Annotated in this window: 22 protein-coding genes; 20 read left to right on the top strand and 2 right to left on the bottom strand. The window is 61.7% G+C overall.

Annotated elements, in window-relative coordinates; all coding sequences use genetic code 11:
- The first annotated feature begins 4 nt into the window (after positions 1-4).
- From ED21_RS02315 to ED21_RS02225, 20 genes are read left to right on the top strand one after another with little or no spacing between them, the layout of a single operon-like run.
- Entirely contained in the window at positions 5-925 is a 921-nt protein-coding gene (locus ED21_RS02315; protein WP_006832212.1) for an NADH-quinone oxidoreductase subunit C, read from the top strand.
- Positions 925-1,449 (top strand): hypothetical protein, encoded by a 525-nt coding sequence (locus ED21_RS02310; RefSeq protein WP_006832211.1) that lies wholly within the window; start codon positions 925-927, stop codon positions 1,447-1,449. The genes ED21_RS02315 and ED21_RS02310 overlap by 1 nt, the downstream gene beginning before the upstream one ends.
- Complete coding sequence (locus ED21_RS02305) at positions 1,446-2,663, top strand: NADH-quinone oxidoreductase subunit D (protein ID WP_006832210.1); 1,218 nt, start codon at positions 1,446-1,448, stop codon at positions 2,661-2,663. The genes ED21_RS02310 and ED21_RS02305 overlap by 4 nt, the downstream gene beginning before the upstream one ends.
- Positions 2,660-2,851, top strand: a complete 192-nt coding sequence (locus ED21_RS02300; protein ID WP_006832209.1) for a hypothetical protein — start codon at positions 2,660-2,662, stop codon at positions 2,849-2,851. The genes ED21_RS02305 and ED21_RS02300 overlap by 4 nt, the downstream gene beginning before the upstream one ends.
- The gene (nuoE, locus tag ED21_RS02295; RefSeq protein WP_006832208.1) at positions 2,844-3,515 is read left to right on the top strand and encodes an NADH-quinone oxidoreductase subunit NuoE; all 672 of its coding nucleotides are present in this window, start codon (positions 2,844-2,846) and stop codon (positions 3,513-3,515) included. The genes ED21_RS02300 and nuoE overlap by 8 nt, the downstream gene beginning before the upstream one ends.
- Complete coding sequence (locus ED21_RS15575) at positions 3,512-3,655, top strand: hypothetical protein (RefSeq protein WP_006832207.1); 144 nt, start codon at positions 3,512-3,514, stop codon at positions 3,653-3,655. Before nuoE ends, ED21_RS15575 begins: the two co-directional genes overlap by 4 nt.
- A complete protein-coding gene (nuoF, locus tag ED21_RS02290; RefSeq protein WP_006832206.1) occupies positions 3,655-4,947 on the top strand; it encodes an NADH-quinone oxidoreductase subunit NuoF in 1,293 nt (430 codons plus the stop codon). The genes ED21_RS15575 and nuoF overlap by 1 nt, the downstream gene beginning before the upstream one ends.
- On the top strand, positions 4,944-5,228 hold the full coding sequence (locus ED21_RS02285; RefSeq protein WP_006832205.1) for a hypothetical protein: 285 nt from the start codon (positions 4,944-4,946) through the stop codon (positions 5,226-5,228). The genes nuoF and ED21_RS02285 overlap by 4 nt, the downstream gene beginning before the upstream one ends.
- On the top strand, positions 5,221-7,209 hold the full coding sequence (nuoG, locus tag ED21_RS02280; protein WP_006832204.1) for an NADH-quinone oxidoreductase subunit NuoG: 1,989 nt from the start codon (positions 5,221-5,223) through the stop codon (positions 7,207-7,209). Before ED21_RS02285 ends, nuoG begins: the two co-directional genes overlap by 8 nt.
- Positions 7,206-8,261, top strand: a complete 1,056-nt coding sequence (nuoH, locus tag ED21_RS02275) for an NADH-quinone oxidoreductase subunit NuoH (RefSeq protein ID WP_006832203.1) — start codon at positions 7,206-7,208, stop codon at positions 8,259-8,261. Before nuoG ends, nuoH begins: the two co-directional genes overlap by 4 nt.
- Positions 8,258-8,743, top strand: a complete 486-nt coding sequence (gene nuoI, locus ED21_RS02270; RefSeq protein WP_006832202.1) for an NADH-quinone oxidoreductase subunit NuoI — start codon at positions 8,258-8,260, stop codon at positions 8,741-8,743. Before nuoH ends, nuoI begins: the two co-directional genes overlap by 4 nt.
- A gap of 27 nt (positions 8,744-8,770) precedes the next feature.
- Positions 8,771-9,391: an NADH-quinone oxidoreductase subunit J gene (locus ED21_RS02265; RefSeq protein WP_006832201.1), complete on the top strand. Its 621-nt coding sequence runs from the start codon at positions 8,771-8,773 to the stop codon at positions 9,389-9,391.
- Positions 9,388-9,693, top strand: a complete 306-nt coding sequence (gene nuoK, locus ED21_RS02260; protein WP_006832200.1) for an NADH-quinone oxidoreductase subunit NuoK — start codon at positions 9,388-9,390, stop codon at positions 9,691-9,693. Before ED21_RS02265 ends, nuoK begins: the two co-directional genes overlap by 4 nt.
- Before the next feature lie 6 nt (positions 9,694-9,699).
- Positions 9,700-11,763 carry an NADH-quinone oxidoreductase subunit L gene (gene nuoL / locus ED21_RS02255; RefSeq protein ID WP_006832199.1) on the top strand — a complete coding sequence of 688 codons (2,064 nt, stop codon included), beginning with the start codon at positions 9,700-9,702 and terminating at the stop codon, positions 11,761-11,763.
- Entirely contained in the window at positions 11,763-13,307 is a 1,545-nt protein-coding gene (locus ED21_RS02250; protein WP_006832198.1) for an NADH-quinone oxidoreductase subunit M, read from the top strand. The genes nuoL and ED21_RS02250 overlap by 1 nt, the downstream gene beginning before the upstream one ends.
- A complete protein-coding gene (gene nuoN, locus ED21_RS02245) occupies positions 13,307-14,761 on the top strand; it encodes an NADH-quinone oxidoreductase subunit NuoN (RefSeq protein WP_006832197.1) in 1,455 nt (484 codons plus the stop codon). Before ED21_RS02250 ends, nuoN begins: the two co-directional genes overlap by 1 nt.
- On the top strand, positions 14,758-15,480 hold the full coding sequence (locus ED21_RS02240; RefSeq protein WP_006832196.1) for a biotin--[acetyl-CoA-carboxylase] ligase: 723 nt from the start codon (positions 14,758-14,760) through the stop codon (positions 15,478-15,480). The genes nuoN and ED21_RS02240 overlap by 4 nt, the downstream gene beginning before the upstream one ends.
- A 3-nt stretch (positions 15,481-15,483) precedes the next feature.
- Positions 15,484-16,260, top strand: a complete 777-nt coding sequence (locus ED21_RS02235) for a type III pantothenate kinase (RefSeq protein WP_006832195.1) — start codon at positions 15,484-15,486, stop codon at positions 16,258-16,260.
- Entirely contained in the window at positions 16,257-17,915 is a 1,659-nt protein-coding gene (locus tag ED21_RS02230; RefSeq protein ID WP_006832194.1) for a ribonuclease J, read from the top strand. Before ED21_RS02235 ends, ED21_RS02230 begins: the two co-directional genes overlap by 4 nt.
- Positions 17,916-17,932: 17 nt before the next feature.
- Complete coding sequence (locus ED21_RS02225) at positions 17,933-18,205, top strand: DUF1467 family protein (RefSeq protein WP_034921226.1); 273 nt, start codon at positions 17,933-17,935, stop codon at positions 18,203-18,205.
- A gap of 1 nt (position 18,206) precedes the next feature.
- Here the strand turns inward: ED21_RS02225 and ED21_RS02220 are convergent, their stop codons facing one another.
- Positions 18,207-20,924, bottom strand: a complete 2,718-nt coding sequence (locus ED21_RS02220) for a hypothetical protein (RefSeq protein WP_006832191.1) — start codon at positions 20,922-20,924, stop codon at positions 18,207-18,209.
- A gap of 219 nt (positions 20,925-21,143) precedes the next feature.
- Positions 21,144-21,353: a hypothetical protein gene (locus tag ED21_RS02215; protein WP_006832190.1), complete on the bottom strand. Its 210-nt coding sequence runs from the start codon at positions 21,351-21,353 to the stop codon at positions 21,144-21,146.
- Between the last annotated feature and the right edge of the window lies 1 nt (position 21,354).

Below are 21,354 nucleotides of genomic sequence, written 5' to 3'. Positions count from 1 at the left end.
TAAGATGGCAACACTTCACTCCGCGCCCCGGTTCACGCAGATCGACGGGCTGGCGGGCACACTAAGCTCAGCGCTTGGCGACCATCTCGTCTCCGTGCATGAAGAACATGGCGAGCTTCTGCTGGCGGTGCACCGCGCCTCGATCGAGGACGCGCTGCGCATCCTGCGCGACGATCATGGCTACCAGCAGCTTATGGAAATCGCAGGGGTCGACTACCCGAGCCGCGCAGAGCGGTTCGAAGTCGTCTACATGCTACTCAGCCTGACGAAGAATAGCCGGATCATGGTCAAGTGCACCGCGTCGGAAGACACGCCCGTGCCGACCGTGACGACGCTCTGGCCCAACGCGGGCTGGCTCGAACGCGAAGTCTTCGACATGTATGGTGTGCTGTTCGACGGAAACACCGACCTGCGCCGAATCCTGACTGACTATGGCTTCGAAGGGCACCCCTTCCGCAAGGATTTCCCGCTCACTGGCTATGTCGAGCTCCGGTATTCGGAAGACGAGAAGCGTGTGGTCTATGAGCCGGTCGAGCTTGCCCAGGACCTGCGCCAGTTCGACTTCATGAGCCCGTGGGAAGGTGCGGATTACGTGCTGCCGGGTGACGAGAAGGCAACCACGCCGCCGGTCGACGAGCCCAAGACGACAGAGAGCCCCAAGCAGACCGGCGCCGGCAAGAAAGCCGATGACAAGGCTGCTGACAAGGTCAGCGCAGGCGCTCCGGCGGAAGAGGAAGGCGGCAAGGATGCCGAGCCGCCCAAGCCGACCGAAGATCGTCCCGCCCGCGCCAAGCGCCAGGGCAAGACGAGCGATACGGCAAAGGCGACCGAACCGAAGAAGAAGGTATCCGCCAGGAAAAAGCCTGCGGCCAAGAAGGCGCCTGCCAAGCGCAAGGCTCCGGGCAAGAAGAAGGACGACGAGTGATGCGTTTCGCTGTCGCCACTTTCGCGCTGCTCGCGCTTGCAGCTTGTTCCCAGGAACCGGCCGCGAAGCAGGAATCGGCGGACGATTTCGCCAGCCGCATCGGCCAGCAGGAAGGCGCGGTTGCCGCCGACTCCGAGAATCCGAACACTGTGGCAGAAAGCGTGCCGTCCGGCGCAAACCTTACCCAGCTCCAGCGTCTTGGGGATATCGGTGGCGTCAATCTCGGCCCGCGTGACGGTGGCTGCACCTTCATGGTCGAGAACCAGGAGCTGATCATCGCTTCGGGGATGAATGAGGACCTGCCGGGCAAGGCCGTGGTCCGCCTGGGCGATGCGCTGGTCGTAACCGATTCCGGGCCCGACGGTCTGGCCGCGATCAAGGCGGGCACGACCTTCACGGGCGAAGGCTTCACCATTCAAATCATGCCTGCCGAAGGCGCGGCGCAGTCCCGCCCGGCCAATGTCGTCGTCAGCGACGTAGGCGGCAATTCGCAAACCTATTCCGGCAACTGGATCTGCGCATGAGTAGTGCACTGCACATCGAGGAATCGCCGACCACCGGCGACGAGACGATCACCAATTACACGATCAACTTCGGCCCCCAGCACCCCGCTGCGCACGGCGTGCTGCGCATGGTGATGGAACTCGACGGCGAGATCATCGAACGCGTCGACCCGCATGTCGGCCTGCTGCATCGCGGCACCGAAAAACTGATCGAGCACAAGACCTATTTGCAGGCGCTGCCCTATTTCGACCGGCTCGACTATTGCTCGCCGCTGGCGCAGGAATACAGCTACGTTCTCGCCATCGAAAAGCTGCTCAACGTCGAGGTGCCCGAGCGTGCGCAGTACATCCGCGTGCTGTTCGCCGAGCTTACGCGCATCTGCAACCACATGCTCAATATCGGCGCGCATGTCATGGACGTGGGCGCGATGACGCCGAACCTGTGGGTATTCGAACTGCGCGAGGATTGCCTCAATTTCTTCGAGCGGATGAGCGGCGCGCGAATGCACCATGCCTATCTGCGCCCGGGCGGTGTCCATCAGGACGTGCCGGAAAAGCTGCTGGTCGACATCGGCGAATGGCTCGACACGCGTCTGCCCGAACTCTTTGGCGATGCGATGAGCCTCGTACTCGACAACCGCATCTTCAAGCAGCGCAATGTCGATATCGCCGTGGTCAGCAAGGACGATGCCGTGGCCTGGGGCTTCTCCGGCCCGATGATCCGCGCAGCCGGCGTCCCGTGGGACCTGCGCAAATCGCAGCCCTACGATGTCTACGACCGGATGGAGTTCGATATTCCCGTCGGCACCAATTCGGACTGCTACGACCGTTTCGTGGTACGCGTGAAGGAAGTCTACGAGAGCGCGAAGATCATGAAGCAGTGTCTGCGCGACATGCCGACCGGCCCGATCGCGAGCTACGACCGCAAGGTTTCGCCGCCCAAGCGCGCCGAGATGAAGCAGTCGATGGAAGCGCTGATCCACCACTTCAAGCTTTATACAGAAGGCTTCCACGTACCCGCGGGCGAAGTCTACGTCGCCACCGAAAGCCCCAAGGGCGAATTCGGCGTCTACCTCGTCAGCGACGGCTCGAACAAACCCTACCGCTGCAAGATCCGCCCGACGGCCTTCAGCCACCTTCAAGCAATGGATTTCATGTGCAAAGGTCACATGCTGCCCGATGCCACCGCCATCCTCGGCGCCATCGACGTCGTGTTTGGGGAGTGTGACCGGTGAGCAAGCTTGGACTCCTCACTTTCGCCGAATTGAACACGTTGGCAGGCTTGGTTGTCCTTCACTTGCTTAGTTCGATTGATTTCAATGTGCTTATAACGGTTGGTGCCGTGGTCATTGCCGCTTTTGTGATCCCGTCTTTGCTTGCAATCAGGGACGAACGAATTTCAACGGAGGCCGAGCATGGCTGACCGTAATCCCGCACCCGATACTCCCGAACTGCGCGAGCGCTGGGGTGCTTTTGAGTTTACCGAGAGCTACCGCGCCAAGGCGGACAAGGCGATTGCGCGCTATCCCGAGGGGCGCCAGCGCTCTGCCGTGATGCCGCTGCTCGATCTGGCCCAGCGTCAGGTCGGCGAGGAAACCGATACGCAAGGGTGGTTGCCGCTGCCGGTGATCGAATATGTCGCCGACTATCTCGACATGCCGGTCATCCGCGTACTGGAAGTCGCCAGCTTCTATTTCATGTACAACATGGTGCCGGTGGGTAAGTACCACGTGCAGGTCTGCGGCACGACGCCTTGCATGCTGCGCGGCTCTGACGGTCTGTTCGAGACCTGCAAGAAGCGCGGCATGAAGAAGGGCCACGTCTCGGACGATGGCCTCTGGACCCTCACCGAAGTCGAATGCATGGGCAATTGCGCCACCGCGCCGATGGTTCAGATCAACGACGACAATTACGAAGACCTGACGCCCGAGCGCCTCGACGAAATCCTCGACGAACTGGCCGCGGGCAAGCAGCCCAAGAGCGGTACGCAGGAACCCGGCCGCCACACAAGCGAACCCGCCGGCGGTCCGACGACGCTTAAAGAAATGGTCGACGCAAACCACGATTACCGCGGAGAATGGAAATGAGCGCTGACTGGCTCACCATCATCCTCGCCATCGTCGCGGTGGTCGTCGCCTGGAAGGTCCTCAAGGGCATCATCAAGACCGTGGCGCTCGTGGCAATCCTGATTGTCGCGGCCATGGTAGTGTTTGGGGGAGGCTTCTGATGCTCGCCGACAAGGATCGCATCTTTACCAATCTTTACGGCTTCCAGAACTGGGGCCTGAAGGCGGCAGAAGCGCGCGGCGACTGGGACGATACCAAGTCGCTGATCGCGCGCGGTCACGACAATATCATCGAGGAAGTGAAAGCCTCGGGTCTTCGCGGTCGCGGCGGAGCAGGCTTCCCGACCGGTCTCAAGTGGTCGTTCATGCCGAAGGAATCGAAGGACGGACGTCCCAGCTTCCTCGTTATCAACGCCGACGAATCCGAACCCGGTTCCTGCAAGGACCGCGAGATCATCCGCCACGATCCGCACAAGCTGATCGAAGGCGCGTTGGTTTCCGGCTATGCCATGCGGGCGAGGGCGGCCTATATCTACATCCGCGGTGAATACATTCGCGAGGCCGAGGTGCTGCAGGCCGCGATCGATGAGGCTTACGACGCCGGTCTGATCGGCAAGAACGCCTCGAAGTCGGGTTATGATTTCGATGTCTTCCTGCACCGCGGTGCAGGCGCCTACATCTGCGGCGAAGAAACCGCGATGATCGAAAGCCTCGAAGGCAAGAAGGGCCAGCCCCGCCTCAAGCCGCCGTTCCCGGCAGGCGCGGGCCTTTATGGCTGCCCGACCACGGTCAACAACGTGGAATCGATCGCCGTCGTCCCGACCATCCTGCGCCGCGGCGCATCGTGGTTTTCAAGCTTCGGGCGCGAGAACAACAAGGGCACCAAGCTCTTCCAGATCAGCGGCCATGTGAACAAGCCCTGCGTGGTCGAGGAAGCGCTCTCGATCCCTTTCAGCGAGCTGATCGAAAAGCATTGCGGCGGCATTACCGGCGGCAAGGACAATCTCCTCGCCGTCATCCCGGGCGGTTCCTCGGTTCCGCTGGTCCCGGCAGAGCAGATCTGGGACGCGCCGATGGATTTCGACGGCCTCAAGGACTTGGGGTCAGGCCTCGGCACGGCCGGTGTCATCGTGATGGACAAGTCGACCGACATCGTCCGCGCGATTTCCCGTCTCAGCTATTTCTACAAGCACGAGAGCTGCGGCCAGTGCACGCCCTGCCGCGAAGGCACTGGCTGGATGTGGCGCATGATGGAACGCCTGCGCACCGGCGATGCGGCCATCGAGGAAATCGACATGTTGCAGCAGGTCACCAAGCAGGTCGAAGGCCACACCATCTGCGCGCTGGGCGATGCAGCGGCATGGCCGATCCAGGGCCTCATCCGCCACTTCCGCCCCGAGCTCGAACGCCGGATCGAAGAACACAACGCCAAGTTCGCGGAGGCTGCGGAATGACGCACCTTGTCTATCGTGATCGCGTTCACACTGAGGGCGAACTTGCTGGCAAGACCGAGCGCTATTGGCCAGATCCAGATGTGCGTGGCCTCTATGAACTTGGCGACCCGCAAATGGGTAAAACTAAGCATCACAAGCCAAACGCAATTTTTGTCGAAGAGCAGGAAAACGCCGTCCGGCTTGTCCGTGAATATGGGTTCTCGCTCCGGATGCGCGGTGAATTAACCGGTCAACGGAATTTGATCTCACCCAAAGAGATCAGGGATGTAGCAAATGCCTAAGGTCAAAGTAGATGGACAGGAAATCGAAGTCCCCGAAGGCGCGACCGTCCTTCAGGCCTGCGAACTTGCTGGCAAGGAAATCCCGCGCTTCTGCTATCATGAGAGGCTGAGCATTGCCGGCAACTGCCGCATGTGCCTCGTCGAAGTGAAGCCGGGTCCGCCCAAGCCTCAGGCGAGCTGTGCACTTCCCGCCACCGATGGCCAGGAAATCCGCACCGACAGCGAGATGGTCAAGACCGCCCGCGAAGGCGTGATGGAATTCCTCCTCATCAACCACCCGCTAGATTGCCCGATATGCGATCAGGGCGGCGAATGCGATTTGCAGGACCAGTCGGTTGCCTATGGCCGCGGCGCAACGCGCTATGAAGAAAACAAGCGCGCGGTGACCGAGAAATACATGGGCCCGCTGATCAAGACGGTCATGACCCGCTGCATCCACTGCACCCGCTGTGTGCGCTTTAGCGAAGAGATCGCTGGCGTGGACGAGATCGGTGCTGTGGGCCGCGGCGAGGACATGCAGATCACGACCTACCTGGAGCAGGCGGCCGAGCACGAACTGTCCGCCAATGTGATCGACCTCTGTCCGGTGGGTGCGCTTACTTCGCGCCCCTATGCCTTCGAAGCGCGTCCGTGGGAGCTCAAGAAGACGCTCAGCATCGACGTGTCCGACGCAGTCGGCGCGAATATCCGCCTCGACAGCCGTGGCCGCGAAGTCATGCGCGCGCTCCCCCGCGTCAACGATGCGGTCAACGAGGAATGGCTGTCCGACAAGGGGCGCTACATGGTCGACGGCCTGTCCAAGCGCCGTCTCGACAAGGTCTTCGTGCGCAAGAAGGGCGGCTTCGAGCCGTCGAGCTGGGATGAGGCTTTCAAGGCGATCGCCAAGGCGAAACCGGGCAAGAGCATTGCTGCGATTGCCGGCGACATGGTCGATTGCGAGACCATGTTCGCGGCCAAGGCGCTGCTGAGGGCTTGCGGATCGAACCTGATCGAAGGCCGCCAGACCGGCATGGATTACGACGTCTCAAACCTCGCGGCGGTCAATTTCAATTCGACCTTCGAAGGTCTCGAACACGCCAAGGCGATCCTGATCGTCGGCAGCCACATTCGCTGGGAAGCCCCGCTGGTGAACGTGCGTATTCGCAAGGCGGTGAAGCGCGGTGCGAAGGTATTCGTCGTCGGGCCCGAATGGGAAACGACCTATCCGGCCGAATTCCTCGGCACCGATTTTGCCGTCCTGAACGACCTACCGGGCCACATCTCCGATGCTTTCAAGGACGCCGACCGCAGCGCGGTGATCGTCGGCGGGGGGGCGCTTAAAGGCGCTCACGGCAAGGCGATGGCGCTGGCAAGCCAGTGGGGTGCGGATTTCAACGTGCTGCATTTCTCTGCCGCGCGCATGGGCGGGCTGATGCTCGGCTTCGCGCAGAAGGGCGGCATGGCGGATATCGTTAAGGCCAAGCCCAAGGTCGTCATCAGCCTCGGCGCGGACGAGATGGATTTCGAACCCTTCGCCGACGCGCTGAAGGTCTACATTGGCCATCACGGCGACAAGGGCGCGCATGCGGCGGACATCATCCTGCCGGCAGCGAGCTACGCCGAGAAGGACGGGACCTACGTCAACACCGAAGGCCGCGTGCAGTTCGCCGAGAAGGCGGTCTTCGCGCCAGGAGATGCCCGCGAAGACTGGACGATCCTTCGCGCTCTTGCCGATGCTCTGAAGGTCGATGTCGGCTTCAACAGCTTTGCCGCGCTCCAGTCGGCCATGATCAAGGAAGTCCCGGCGCTGGGCGAAGAAGGTCTTGCCGATTTGGGGGCGCTGCCCAAGGCGGATGCCCAGGCCAAGGCCGAAGGCACGATGAGCGCCTATCCAATCAAGGACTTCTACCTCACCAATCCCATCGCCCGCGCGAGCGCGGTGATGCAGCGCTGCTCGGACGAACTGCTCCACGGCGTCGAGCTGGCGGAGGCCGCGGAATGACCGAATTCTTCCAATCCCTCGGCATGAGCTACGAATGGGCCTGGGCCGTCGCCACGCTGGCAGGCATCCTGCTCATCGCACTGCCGCTGATGCTGGCCGTGGCCATGATCATTTATGTCGACCGCAAGGTTTGGGCAGCAATCAACCTGCGCCGCGGCCCGAACGTGGTCGGGCCTTTCGGCCTGCTGCAGTCGTTCGCCGACGGCCTGAAGGTCTTCCTGCAGGAAACCATCATCCCGAGCGCGGCGAACAAGGGCATCTTCATCCTCGCGCCCATCGTCACCTTCACCGTGGCGCTGGCGGCATGGGCGGTGATCCCGTTCAGCGCGACCGCCGTTCTGGCCAACATCAATGTCGGCCTGCTCTACATTCTCGCGATCAGCTCGCTGTCGGTCTACGGCGTGGTGATGGCGGGCTGGGCATCGAATTCCAAATACCCGTTCTTTTCAGCCATGCGCGCCGCCGCGCAGATGATCAGCTATGAAGTTTCGATCGGCTTCATCCTCGTCGGCGTGGTGCTCTATGCGGGCACGTTCAACCTGAACGAGATCGTCATGGCGCAGAAGGGGCATGGCCTCGGCATCGTGAACGGCTTTGGCTTCAACCTGCTGCTGTTCCCGATCTGGGTGATGTTCTTCATCTCCAGCCTGGCCGAAACGCAGCGCGTGCCCTTCGACCTGACGGAGGCGGAGAGCGAGCTCGTCGCCGGTTACCAGACCGAATACAGCTCGATGGCCTTTGCGCTGTTCTGGCTGGGCGAGTATGCGAACATCCTCCTTATGTGCATGCTCAACGCGATCCTGTTCTGGGGTGGCTGGCTGCCCCCGATCGATTGGGAGCCGCTCTACATGGTTCCCGGCATCGTGTGGATCCTGCTGAAGACATTCTTCTTCTTCTTCATGTTCAGCTGGGTCATGGCGACCGTCCCGCGCTATCGCTACGACCAGTTGATGCGCCTGGGCTGGAAGGTTTTCCTTCCGCTGAGCTTGTTATTCGTCGTCCTGATTTCCGGTTACCTCATGGCGACCGGCCACTATGGAGCCGCCGCATGAGCGTCGCCCACCTTATCAAGTCTTTCACCCTTTGGGAGTTCGTGAAGGCGCATGCCCTCACGCTGAAGTATTTTTTCAAGCCCAAGGTGACGATCAACTATCCGTTCGAGAAGAACCCGCTCTCCCCGCGCTTCCGCGGAGAACACGCGCTGCGCCGTTATCCCAATGGCGAGGAACGCTGCATCGCCTGCAAGCTGTGCGAGGCCGTCTGTCCGGCCCAAGCGATCACCATCGAGAGCGAACCGCGCGAGGACGGCAGCCGCCGCACCACGCGCTACGATATCGACATGACGAAGTGCATATACTGCGGCTTCTGCCAAGAAGCCTGCCCAGTCGATGCCGTGGTCGAGGGTCCGAACTTCGAATACGCAACCGAAACCCGCGAGGAGCTGCTTTACGACAAGGCCAAGCTGCTCGCGAACGGTGACAAGTGGGAGCGGGCGATCGCCGCAAACCTTGAAGCCGACGCGCCCTATCGCTAACCGCGCCGCAATCGAAATCGGGACATCATGATCCAGACAATCGCCTTTTACATGTTCGCGGTGCTTGTGATTGCATCGGCCGTGATGGTCATCACGGCGCGCAATCCGGTGCATTCCGTGCTGTGGCTCATCCTCGCCTTCTTCAACGCCGCGGGCCTGATGGTCCTCGTCGGAGCGGAATTCATCGCGATGCTGCTGGTCATCGTTTATGTCGGCGCGGTCGCGGTGCTGTTTCTCTTCGTAGTGATGATGCTCGACATCGATATCGCCGCGATGCGCGCCGGTTTCGTGAAGAACGCACCGCTTGGGCTGGTCATCGCCCTCGTACTGCTTGCCGAATTGGTTCTGGGCGTGGGCGCATATCGTGTCGGCGTCATGGAGCTCGGAACGCCGATGGCGAGCGAGGCGCCTGCCATGATGGAGAGCAACACGGGTGCCATCGGCGCACTTCTCTATACCAAGTACCTGTTCCTGTTCGAGGCGGCGGGGATCATCCTGCTGGTCGCGATGATCGGTGCGATCGTGCTGACCCATCGTCCGCCCAAGACCACGCGCGGACACCAAGACATCGGCAAACAGAACCGCCGCAATCCCGACGAGGCAACTGTCATGAAGCAGCCCATCGTGGGCGAGGGGGTCGAGCTGTGATCGGCATCGAACACTATGTCATCGTCAGCGCGATCCTGTTCGTGCTGGGCGTGCTCGGCATCTTCCTCAACCGGAAGAACATCATCGTCATCCTGATGGCGATCGAACTCATTCTGCTCAGCGTGAACATCAACCTCGTAGCCTTCAGCGCCTTTCTCGGTGATCTCGTCGGGCAGGTCTTTGCCATGTTCGTGCTGACCGTCGCCGCGGGCGAGGCGGCTATCGGGCTCGCCATTCTCGTCATCTATTTCCGTGGTCGCGGCACCATCGCGGTCGACGATGCCAACCGGATGAAGGGATAAGCATCAGTGAACGGCTTCATTCCCTATATCGTCTTCCTGCCCCTTCTCGCTGCCATCGTGGCGGGGCTGGTCAACAAGAGCGCGCCCAGCGTCTTCGCCAAGTCGATCACGACCGGCGCGCTGTTCATTTCCTGCGCGCTGAGTTGGCCGATCTTCCTAGGCTTTGTGAGCGGCAGTCTATCCGAAGAGGTCGTGCCAGTCCTCACCTGGGTGCAGTCAGGCGCGCTGTCGTTTGACTGGGCGCTGCGCGTCGACACGCTGACCGCCGTCATGTTGGTAGTCATCACCACCGTCTCGGCGCTCGTTCACCTCTATAGCTGGGGCTATATGGAGGAAGACCCGGACCAACCGCGTTTCTTCGCCTACCTCTCGCTCTTCACCTTCGCCATGCTGATGCTGGTGACGGCCGACAACCTCGTCCAGATGTTCTTCGGTTGGGAAGGCGTGGGTCTGGCCAGCTACCTGCTGATCGGTTTCTGGTTCAAGAAGCCCAGCGCTAATGCTGCAGCGATCAAGGCCTTCGTGGTCAACCGCGTGGGCGACCTTGGCTTCATGCTGGGCATTTTCGGCACCTTCTGGGTGTTCGGCACAGTATCGATCCCCGAGGTCCTCGAAGCGGCTCCCGGCATGAGCGGGGCGACCATCGGCTTCCTCGGCCTGCGCGTGCACACGATGGACGTGCTCTGCATCCTCCTGTTCATCGGCGCAATGGGCAAGTCGGCGCAGCTCGGCCTGCACACCTGGCTGCCTGACGCAATGGAAGGCCCGACGCCGGTCTCGGCCTTGATCCACGCCGCCACCATGGTGACGGCGGGCGTGTTCATGGTGTGCCGCCTTAGCCCCATGTTCGAGACCGCGCCCGTCGCGCTCGGCATGGTAACCTTCATCGGCGCCGCTACTTGTATCTTTGCCGCCACCGTCGGCACGACCCAGTGGGACATCAAGCGCGTCATCGCCTATTCGACCTGTTCGCAGCTGGGCTACATGTTCTTCGCCGCAGGCGTGGGCGCGTACGGCGCGGCCATGTTCCACCTGTTCACGCACGCTTTCTTCAAGGCGCTGCTGTTCCTCGGCGCAGGCTCGGTCATACATGCGATGCACCACGAGCAGGACATGCGCTATTACGGCGCGCTGCGTAAGGAAATCCCGTTCACGTTTTGGGCTATGTTGGCTGGGACCTTGGCGATTACCGGCGTAGGTATCTATCACCTCGGTGCTGGCTTTGCGGGCTTCTGGTCGAAGGATGCCATTCTCGAGGTGGCCTATGGCCGCGGTACGGAACTCGGCAACTTCGCCTTCTGGATGGGTACGCTCGCAGCGCTGCTGACCAGCTTCTACAGCTGGCGCCTGATGTTCCTCACCTTCTGGGGCAAACCCCGTTGGGCTGATAGTCACCACATCCAGCACGCCGTAAACGCCGGGCATGACGAGCCGGACGAGCATAATCCGCCCAAGCAGGAAGATGCCGGCCAAGATGTGAAGCACGCCGTACCATCGCCGCATTACGACGCAGGGACCGCAGGCTATCACCCGCATGAGAGTCCGATTTCGATGCTCATCCCGCTGGGAGTTCTGTCGGTAGGCGCGGTGCTAGCCGGTCAGGTCTTTGCGCCGACCTTCCTCGACGACGCTGCCTTCTGGGGTCAATCCATCTTCTACAACGAGCCGTTGATCCACGCGATGCACAACGTGCCTTACCTCGTGAAGTACGCTGCCTTCATTGTGATGCTTATCGGCCTCTTCGTGGCATGGCTCGCCTACATCAAGGACACCAGCATCCCCGGAAAGGCGGCCGAGCAGCTCGGTCCCGTCTACCGCTTCTTCTACAACAAGTGGTATTTCGACGAGCTCTACCACTACCTCTTCGTGGTCCCCGCCTTCTGGCTGGGCCGCCAGTTCTGGAAACTCGGCGATATCGGCACGATCGACCGCTTCGGCCCCAATGGCGTGGCCTGGGTGATCGAAAAGGGCTCGGTCGGCGCCAAGAAGTTCCAGACCGGATATCTGTATAGCTACGCGCTGGTGATGCTCCTCGGGCTTGTCGCCGCCATCACCTGGGTGCTGTTCTGATGGAGTTCCCCATCCTCTCGCTGATGCTCGCCGTGCCGCTCGTCGCGGCCATCGCCTGCCTGTTCCTGACCGCCTCAAGCGCGCGCATGGTCGCGCTGTTCGCGACGCTCATCAATCTCGCCCTGGGGGTAATCCTCTGGCTGAACTACGACATCGGGGGCGCCCAGTGGCAGTTCACTGAACGCGCCCAGCTCTTCGCCGGGTTCGAATACGCGCTCGGCATCGACGGGATCGCGCTGATGCTGATCATGCTCAGTGTCTTCCTTATGCCGATCTGCATCCTCGCCAGTTGGGATGGCATTACCAAGCGCGTCGGCGAATACATGGCCGCCTTCCTCCTCATGGAAGTTCTGATGATCGGCGTGTTCGCCGCGCAGGACCTGTTCCTGTTCTACATCTTCTTCGAAGCCGGCCTGATCCCGATGTATCTCATCATCGGCGTGTGGGGCGGCGATAACCGCATCTACGCGAGTTATAAGTTCTTCCTCTACACGCTGCTTGGCTCGGTACTGATGCTGATCGCCATGCTGTGGATGGTGAACGAGGCGGGCACTTCCGACATCCCGACGCTGATGCAGTACGATTTCCCGGTCGGCGCGCAGCTCTGGCTCTGGCTTGCCTTCTTCGCCAGCTTCGCGGTGAAGATGCCGATGTGGCCGGTCCACACCTGGCTGCCCGACGCCCACGTGCAGGCACCGACCGCCGGTTCGGTGATACTCGCTGGTGTCCTCCTGAAGCTGGGCGGCTACGGCTTCATCCGCTTTAGCCTGCCCATGTTCCCCGATGCGAGCGCGGACCTTGCCTGGCTGGTCTTCGCGTTGTCGATGGTGGCGGTGATCTACACCTCGCTCGTCGCGCTGGTTCAGCACGACATGAAGAAGCTGATTGCCTATTCTTCGGTCGCGCACATGGCGATCGTGATGGTGGGCCTGTTCGCCTTCAATGTGCAGGGTCTCGAGGGCGCGATGATGGTGATGCTCGGCCACGGCCTCGTCTCGGGCGCGCTCTTCCTGTGCGTCGGCGTCATCTACGACCGCCTGCACACCCGCGAAATCGCACGGTACGGCGGTCTCAGCATCAACATGCCGAAGTACGCGCTGTTCTTCCTGCTGTTCACCATGGCCTCTGTCGGCCTGCCGGGGACCAGCAACTTTGTCGGCGAATTCCTGGCGCTGGCCGGCATCTACAAGGTTTCGACCTTCGTGACACTGGTGTGCACCACCGGCATCATCCTCGGTGCGGCCTACATGCTCTACCTCTATCGCCGCGTGGCGTTCGGTGAGCAGAGGAACGCCGATGCCGCCGCCATGACCGATCTCAACGCCCGCGAATGGGCCATGCTAGCCCCGATCGCAGCCGCCGTGCTGTGGATGGGCGTCTACCCAGAAAGCTTCCTCGCCCCCATGCGCCAAGACATTGCCGCGCTCGAGACTCGCCTCGCGAGCGTCGCCCCGCAGTACGATAGCGAACTCACCGTCGGCACGCCGAAGGACCACGCTGCCAACTTTGTCGCCGCAAGCCATGAAGGGGAGGGAGAGCACTGATGTCCTATTCGACCTCCCTTTACCTCACCGGCGCCGAGATCGGCCTTTCGCTTACCGGGCTCGTCCTGCTGCTGGTGACGGCGTGGACCGGCGAGAGGGCCGCGCGTGCTATCACGATTGCCGCCGTGGCCGCGCTATTCGGTGCGCTTGTTTTCAACCTTTCGCTATTCGGGCAAGGTGTCGCGGCCGATGCGTTCAGCGGTCTTTTCCGCTCGGACAATTTCGCGATCTTCGCCAAGAGCCTGGTATATATCGCCACTATCGCATGCCTGATCGTGGCCCCGCGCTATTTCGATGCACGCGGCGAATATCGCGGCGAATACCCAGTGTTGATGCTGTTCAACGCGGTCGGCATGGGCATGATGGTTTCAGCCATCGACCTGATGACGCTTTACATCGGCCTCGAGATGTCGAGCCTTTCGTCTTACGTCCTCGCCAGCTTTGCGCGGCGTGACGGCAAGTCGAGCGAAGCGGGCCTCAAATACTTCGTTCTGGGCGGCCTCGCCTCGGGCATCATCCTTTACGGTGTGAGCTTAGTCTACGGTTTTTCGGGCACGACCAGCTACGATGGAATCCGGGCCGCGTTCACCGCCGATTTCTCGACCGGCGCCATGTTCGGCACGGTCTTCGTACTCGCCGGTGTGGCTTTCAAGATCGCTGCTGTCCCCTTTCACATGTGGACCCCCGATGTTTATGAAGGCGCGCCGACGCCGGTCACCGCTTTTTTCGCCAGCGCTCCTAAAGTGGCCGCTGTCGCAATGCTGGTACGCATGGCAGCCGGTCCCTTCGGCGGTCAGGTCGAAGCATGGCAGCAGATCGTCATCTTCGCTGCACTCGCATCCATCGTGGTCGGTGCGCTCGGCGCAATCGGGCAAGCGAACCTCAAGCGACTGCTGGCCTATTCGTCGATCAACAACGTCGGCTTCATCCTGATCGGTCTGGCCGCAGCAACGCCGAAGGGCATCGAAGGCGTGCTCGTCTATCTCTTCATCTATGTCTTCATGACCATCGGCAGCTTCGTTGCCCTGCTCATGCTGCGCGATGCAAAAGGCAAGGCGCTGGCCACCTTCGACGATATCTCGGGCCTTTCGACCACCAGCCCGGCGCTTGCCTGGTGCCTGTTGGCCCTGATGTTCAGCCTTGCCGGTATCCCGCCGCTGTTCGGCTTCTGGGCCAAGTTCGTGGTCTTCCAGGCCGCGGTGCAGGCAGACATGATCGCGCTTGCCGCCATCGGTATCGCCGCCAGCGTGATCGGCGCCTTCTACTACATCAAGTTCATCAAGGTGATGTTCTTCGATGAGCCGAAAGGTGCAGCCCCCGCCGAGGCCTCGGTATCGCACTGGGTCGTGCTCGGCCTCAGCGTCCTCGTGATCTCGCCGCTCGGATATCTGCTCACGCCGTGGCTGAGCGACATGGCAGGTGCGGCGGCGCAGGCGCTGTTCTTCGCCGCTTGATCCGCACGGTTCCCGAAACCGGTAGCACCAACGCCGACCTTGCTGCGCAACTCCGCGCCGGCGAGGCGGTGGGCGAGGCCAGCTGGCTGGTCGCCGACCGCCAGACTGCAGGGCGAGGGCGGCAGGGCCGGACCTGGTTCGACGGCCATGGCAATTTTATGGGCTCGACAATTGTCCGGCCACATGAGCGCGATCCGGCCCCGGCCAGCCTGGCACTCGTGTCTGCCCTTGCGGTTTACGAGGCGGTCGTGCCGCTGATCGCAAACCCGTCTGAATTGTCGCTCAAATGGCCCAACGACCTGATGCTGGCAGGCGCCAAGCTGTCCGGCATCCTGCTCGAGCGCGAAGGCGACGCCATCATAGTTGGAATCGGCGTGAACCTGGCTGCCGCACCCGACCTGCCCGATCGCCGCACAGTGGCCCTGTCAGCCTTCGGCCCGGCGCCCGAGCGTGACACCTTCGCCCACTCACTTGCCGCCAGCTTCGACCGCGAACTGGAGCGTTGGCGCAGCGTTGGCCTTGAACCGCTTGTCCGGCGATGGGAAAGCGTGGCGCATCCGCCGGGAACCTCGTTGCGGGTCCATCCTCCCGGCGAGGAACCGATCCTGGGCGAATACGCTGGATTGACCGAAGACGGTGCCTTGCGCCTCCGCTTGGCTGGAGGCGAGAGCCGTGTCATTCATGCAGGCGATGTGATGCTCGCAAACGAGGAGGGCTGAGCCATGCTGCTCGCAGCCGATGTCGGGAATACCAATGTGGTCTTCGCCCTGTTCGACGGGACCGAGATCAAGGCGCGCTGGCGTATCGCCACCGACGCGCGCCGCACGGGTGACGAATACGCGGTCTGGCTCCTCCAGCTGCTCGAGATCGAGGGCTATTCGCGCAAGGATATCGGGCAAATCATCATCGGCTCGGTCGTGCCGCGCTCGATCCACAACTTGAGCGTGTTGGCGCGCAAATATTTCGGAGTCGAACCCATGATCGCCGGGGCAGGGGGCACCGACTGGGGAATCGAGGTGGATGTCGATGAACCGCGTTCGCTCGGCGCCGATCGTGCGCTGAACGCTATCGCCGCCCATGCGAAATACGATGGCGACTTGATCGTCATCGATTTCGGCACGGCGACCACCATCGATGCGGTCGATTTCAACGGCGCCTACAAGGGCGGCATCATCGCGCCCGGCATCAACCTTTCGCTCGACGCGTTGGTTGGAAACACGGCCAAATTGCCGCGCATCGCCATCGAAAAACCGTCAAGCAAGAGCGTGATTGGGCGCAATACCGAAGACCAGATGCTGATCGGCGTCTTCTGGGGCTATGTTGCGCTGATCGAAGGGCTTGTGGCGCGGATGAAGAAAGAAATCGGCCGCCCGGCCAAGGTCGTTGCGACCGGCGGGCTGGCGCTGTTGTTCGACGAAATCACCGACCTGTTCGATGCCGTGGACAGCGATCTCACCCTTGAAGGCCTGGCAATGCTTGCGGAGCGCGCATCCTCGTGAAGAAAAATTTCAAACCCGAAGACGAATTGCTGTTCCTGGCCCTCGGCGGGTCCGGCGAGATCGGGATGAACGTCAATCTCTACGGCTGCCAGGGCCGCTGGCTGATGGTCGATCTCGGCATGAGCTTTTCGGGTGGACAATATCCGGGCGTCGATCTCGTCTTTGCCGATCTGGAACTCATCGAAGAGCGCACGCAGGACCTCGAGGCCATCGTCCTGACCCACGCGCATGAGGATCATATTGGCGCGGTCCCGTATTTCGCGGCCGACCTCGGCGTGCCCATTTACGCGACGCCTTTCACGGCGGAACTGGTCCGGCGCAAGCTGGAGGAAGCCGACCTCGAAAGCGCGGTCGAACTCCACATTATCGAGGAAGACCATGGCAGCTTCCGAGTGGGTCCGTTTGAGGTTACCTATATCCCGCTCGCGCATTCCATCGCCGAGGGCAATGCCCTGCTGATCGACACGCCGCATGGCAGGATCTTCCACACCGGTGACTGGAAACTCGATGAAGACCCGATCATCGGTGAACCAACAACCGAAGAAGAGCTTACGGAAATCGGTGACGAGGGTGTCCTTGCGCTGGTTTGCGACAGCACCAACGTCTTCAATCCCGCGCCCAGCGGGTCGGAAGGCGCGGTGTTCAAGGGCCTGCTGGAAGAGGCACAGCGGCACGGCGGCAAGCGGGTGCTGGTCACGACCTTCGCCAGCAATGTCGCGCGCCTGCACACGCTTGGCGAGGTGGCGCGAGAAACCGGGCGCCAGCTTTGCGTCGCCGGTCGCTCGCTCGATCGCATCATCGATGTCGCGCAGCAGAACGGCTATCTTACCGACTTCCCTCAGCCGGTCGATTTCGACACCGCGATGTCTCTGCCGCGCGGAGAGGTCCTGATCCTCGCAACAGGCGGCCAGGGGGAACCGCGCGCGGCCCTGTCGCGTATTTCTGAGGACAACCACCCGATAGAACTGGTTTCGGGTGACGTGGTCCTGTTCTCAAGTCGCCAAATTCCCGGCAACGAACTTGCCATCGGCGCGGTCCAGAATCGCTTGGCTTCCAAAGGCGTGACTATGGTCACCGATCGGCAAAGCATGATTCACGTATCAGGGCATCCAGGACGTCCAGAACTGGAAGCGCTCTATGGCTGGCTACGGCCCGAAGTGCTCGTTCCCGTGCATGGCGAGATGCGGCACATGCAGGAGCAGGCGCGGCTCGGGCTTGCCAATGGGATACCCGACGCTGTGGTGCAGCAAAACGGCGACATCGTCCGCCTTGCACCGGGCGCGCCGGGCAAGATCGCAGAGGTTAGGGCAGGGCGCCTCGTTCTTGATGGTGATATCATCACTCCTGCCGATGGCGACAGCATCGTCATGCGACGCCGGATCATGCACGAAGGCGTCGTTATCGTCGCGCTGGACGATCGGCTCAACCCGATCATCGACAGCCTCGGTCTTCCGCTGGACGAGGACTACGAGGACTTCGTTGCCGAGACCATGCAGGATATCCGCTCGGCAATTGGCAAGCTGAAAGGCTCGGACAGGAAATCGCGTGGCGCGGTGCACGAAGCTGCGCGACTGGCCGCGCGACGGGCCGCCCAACGCTGGTCGGGCAAGCGCCCGCAGGTGCGCGTTCTCCTGCCCACCGATGGACTGGATTGAGCGCCATGACGCTTCCGATGGAATGGACTTCGATCGTCGCTATCTTCGCCCTCTTCTGGGTGGTGAGCGCGTTCGTTCTGCTTCCCTTCGGCGTGAAAACGCATGAGGAAGTGGGTATGGAAAAAGTCCCGGGACAGGCTGATAGCGCCCCGGCAAACTTCCGCCCCGGTCTCGTGGCAAAGCGGGCAAGCGTGCTCGCTATCGTGCTGACGACGCTTTATGTCCTCAACTACGGCTATGGCTGGATTAGTGCCGAAGATCTGATCTTTTGGGGTCCCGAACCGCGCTGACCTACTGCCGGAGGCGTTCCAGCGCCTGCGCAAGGACCACATAAAGCTTGCCCATGTCGCTCGAAAGCAGCGTCACGCTGACGGCATTGCCGTCACGGGTCGCAAGCACCGAGCGCAGCATCGCCTCGAAGTCATGGATGTACCGGTTCACATGTTCGCGGAAGTCGCTGTCGCTGTCGTAAAGCTCAGCGATTTCGCGCGCCTCGGAATTGTCGAGCAGCCTGACGGCCCGGCGGGTGAAGATGCCGCGGTCGCCGCGCAGGTAGCTGGCCCAGGCGGTGTCGGTCACTTCGCTCGATAGAGCCTTGGCGATATCGATCGAGCTTGAATTCAGGCTTTCCGTTATCAGAGCCACGCGCCGCGCGAAATCGCCATCGACATTGTCGGTCGACTGTTCACGAGCGCTTGCAATTCGCGATTCCAGATTCAGGGTTAGCTCGTTTAAGCGGCCCAGCTGGTCGCGCAGGTTCTGGGTCATCTCGCGGGCAGACTCATTGGACCGCGTGCGGGCCTCATCAAGATCGGCAAGAGCGGTTTCGGTCCGCTCGGCCAGTGCCGCCTTGATATGTTCGACGCTCCGTTCGCTGATCGTGTCCGCGATATGCGCGACCTTTCCAGCCTGTTCGTCCTCTATTGCAGCGAGAGCGTGGCGAGCCTTTTCTTCGAGAGTGGAGATCGCGTCCCGCAATTCCCCCTGGACCTGTTCTGCAAGGGCCTGGCTGTCGCTTGAAAGGCCAGCGAGGCTGGCGCGGAGCTGTTCCACGCTGTCGATCCGGCGTGCCGATGTCCCCTCGAAGTCCTGATGGAAGGCGTCGAAGCCTTCCATCGCAGTGCGGGTCCGGTCCTCGATTGTGACCATGCCCTCGGACAGAGTTTCTCCGGTGAGACGAGCCTGGTCGAGCAGAGTGTGTACTTCCCCGGCGCGGCGCTCGATTTCGGCGAGTCTCGCTTCGGAGGCTTCCATGGCCTTGGGCAATGTGTCGGCGCTCTGCTTGGCGCTGGCCTGGATAAGTTCGAGAAGGCGCACGCTTGCGTCGGTAAGTCGGGCAAGGTCCTGATCGGTTCCGTCGAGCGCCTCGCGGCTGCTGCGGAGTTGCGCAACGAGGGCATCGATCCCTCCGGCAAGCGTTTCGCGAGCTTCGTGCCCTTGGGCGGCAATGGTGCTAAAGGTCGTCGAAAGCGAGCCGATGCGCTCCCCGAGGACTTCGCTATCGCTGGCAAGACTTTCGAGTTGTTCGCGTTGCTTCTCGCGGCGCTGAGCGATGGCGTCATCGAGTGCAGCCATATGCCCTTCAAGTGCCAGGGCGATTTCTTCCTGGGCGGTAGACAGGGCTTCGACGCGACGGAGCGTTTCCGCCTCGAAAATCCGGTTGCGCTCGGTGATGCGGCCATCGACGGCATTCGCTTCCTCGGAAAGCGCTAGGAGTTTCGCGTTCGCTGCGTCGAGCGCAGCTTCGTCGATGTCCTTGATTTGCGATACGGCGTCTTCCAGCCGCTTTTTCATCGCCTCGACCTGCGAACCCCAAGCTCCGAGGGCGGTATCTTCTCCGTCGCGCACGGATTGTGCGATGCCGGCGGCCTCGTCGCGCAGCGCGTTCACGCGGACACGCATTGCGTCGAGCGCCTGCTCTTCTTCTTCGACGGCCGCAGCATGGGCTTCTGCCAATTCGCTGCGGAGCGCTACACGGTTGGCGCGCAACGCCGCGAGCGCTTGTTCTTCTTCTTCGCCGGCGGCGGCGTGCGCTTCCGCGAGTTCGCTGCGCAACGCCATGCTGCGAGCGCGCAAGGCGGCAAGAGCCTCGATTTCCTGTGCTTGCAAATCTTTTCGAATGGCTTCGCTGCCGTCGGCCAGGGTCGCGAAACGGTTGGTGACGATGGCTTCGAGTTCTTCGGACTGTGCAGTGAAAGCGGCCAAGGCTTCATCCACCCGCTTTCTGAGCGAGCCGACCTGACGCTCGCTCGCCTCTCCGAATTCGTTAAGCCTCTCGAACCCGGCGACCAACGCTCCGAGCTGGTCCTGGGCCGTGCGTCCCGCACCTCCGATTTGGTTGGAAACGTCGCGCGCCGAATTGGCAATGACGGGAAGATTGTCGCGCAGCTTTTCCATGTTCTCGAGCGCGGCAGTGCTCGTTCCGGCAATAGCATCTACCTGCTCGCCATTGTTGCGGATCAGGCCCTGCAGCCTGTCCGCATGTTCGGAAATTTTCTCCGAAGCGCTGCGGCCGAGGTATTCGAGGTCGCGCGACTGGTTGCCGAGAAACTCACGGGCAAGGCTAAGTTCGCGATTAACGGTGACAAGACGCCGTTCGAGAAGTGCCGACTCTTCGGAAAGCGAGCGCGCGACTTCGCCGTAACGGATCGTTTCACGGGTGGAATTTCGCGAAGCAAGGATCCAGAGTGCCACGACGAGCAGGACCGGCACCGACCAGTTTACGATCCAGCCCGACCAGTCATGCGCACTGGCGCCCGCTTGCATTGCGGCACCGTTCGCCCACAGGAAGAAACCGGTCCATCCTGCAATAGCCAGGAACGCTACAGACGGAACCAGCCATCCACGGCTGTGGGCCGTCGGTTCTGTCTCGAACCACTCTTCTTCGTCGTAGCTTTCGACACTTTCCGGCTCCTCAACGGGCTCGGTTCCGGTGACGGGAAGCTGTTCGGCTCCCTCGTTAGTCTCGTTTTCGCCTTCGACGACAGTGATATGCGAGCGTTTTCTCATGACGCGCTTGTATCACAATCGCCCATGCCAGAAACCCTTGTTAACTATTGAAGGCCGCAGCGCACGGTGAGTTCGTCGTGTCATGGCGGCCGACCGGCACGGCGTGGGGGAATAAGCGGTGGGCATTTGCCCGGCTGCGCTTGGCAGGCTAACGGCGCGCCACCTATGTAATCGCTCCCGCATCGGAACAAAGGAGCGCTCGTGCGCATCGCCTTGCTGTCAACGTTGGACTGCGCTCCCAAGCCGGGAACTGTGCGCCCAGCCTTCGCAGCGTTTGCAGGCGCGATGGTGGTGGAGCGACAGCTGGACCTTGCAATAAAGCTTGGCTGTGAGCGGGTGGCCTGCCTTGTCGATGCGGTCGAGCGAGAGGTGGTCGAACTCCAGGGTCGCGCGGAAAGTGCCGGGATAAAGTTCCGGGCTATCCGGCACC

This window comes from Erythrobacter sp. SD-21 (assembly GCF_000181515.1).
Taxonomy (GTDB): Bacteria; Pseudomonadota; Alphaproteobacteria; order Sphingomonadales; family Sphingomonadaceae; genus Qipengyuania.
The sequence above is the reverse complement of the archived record's forward strand: the minus strand, read 5'-3'. Positions and strand labels throughout refer to the sequence as shown.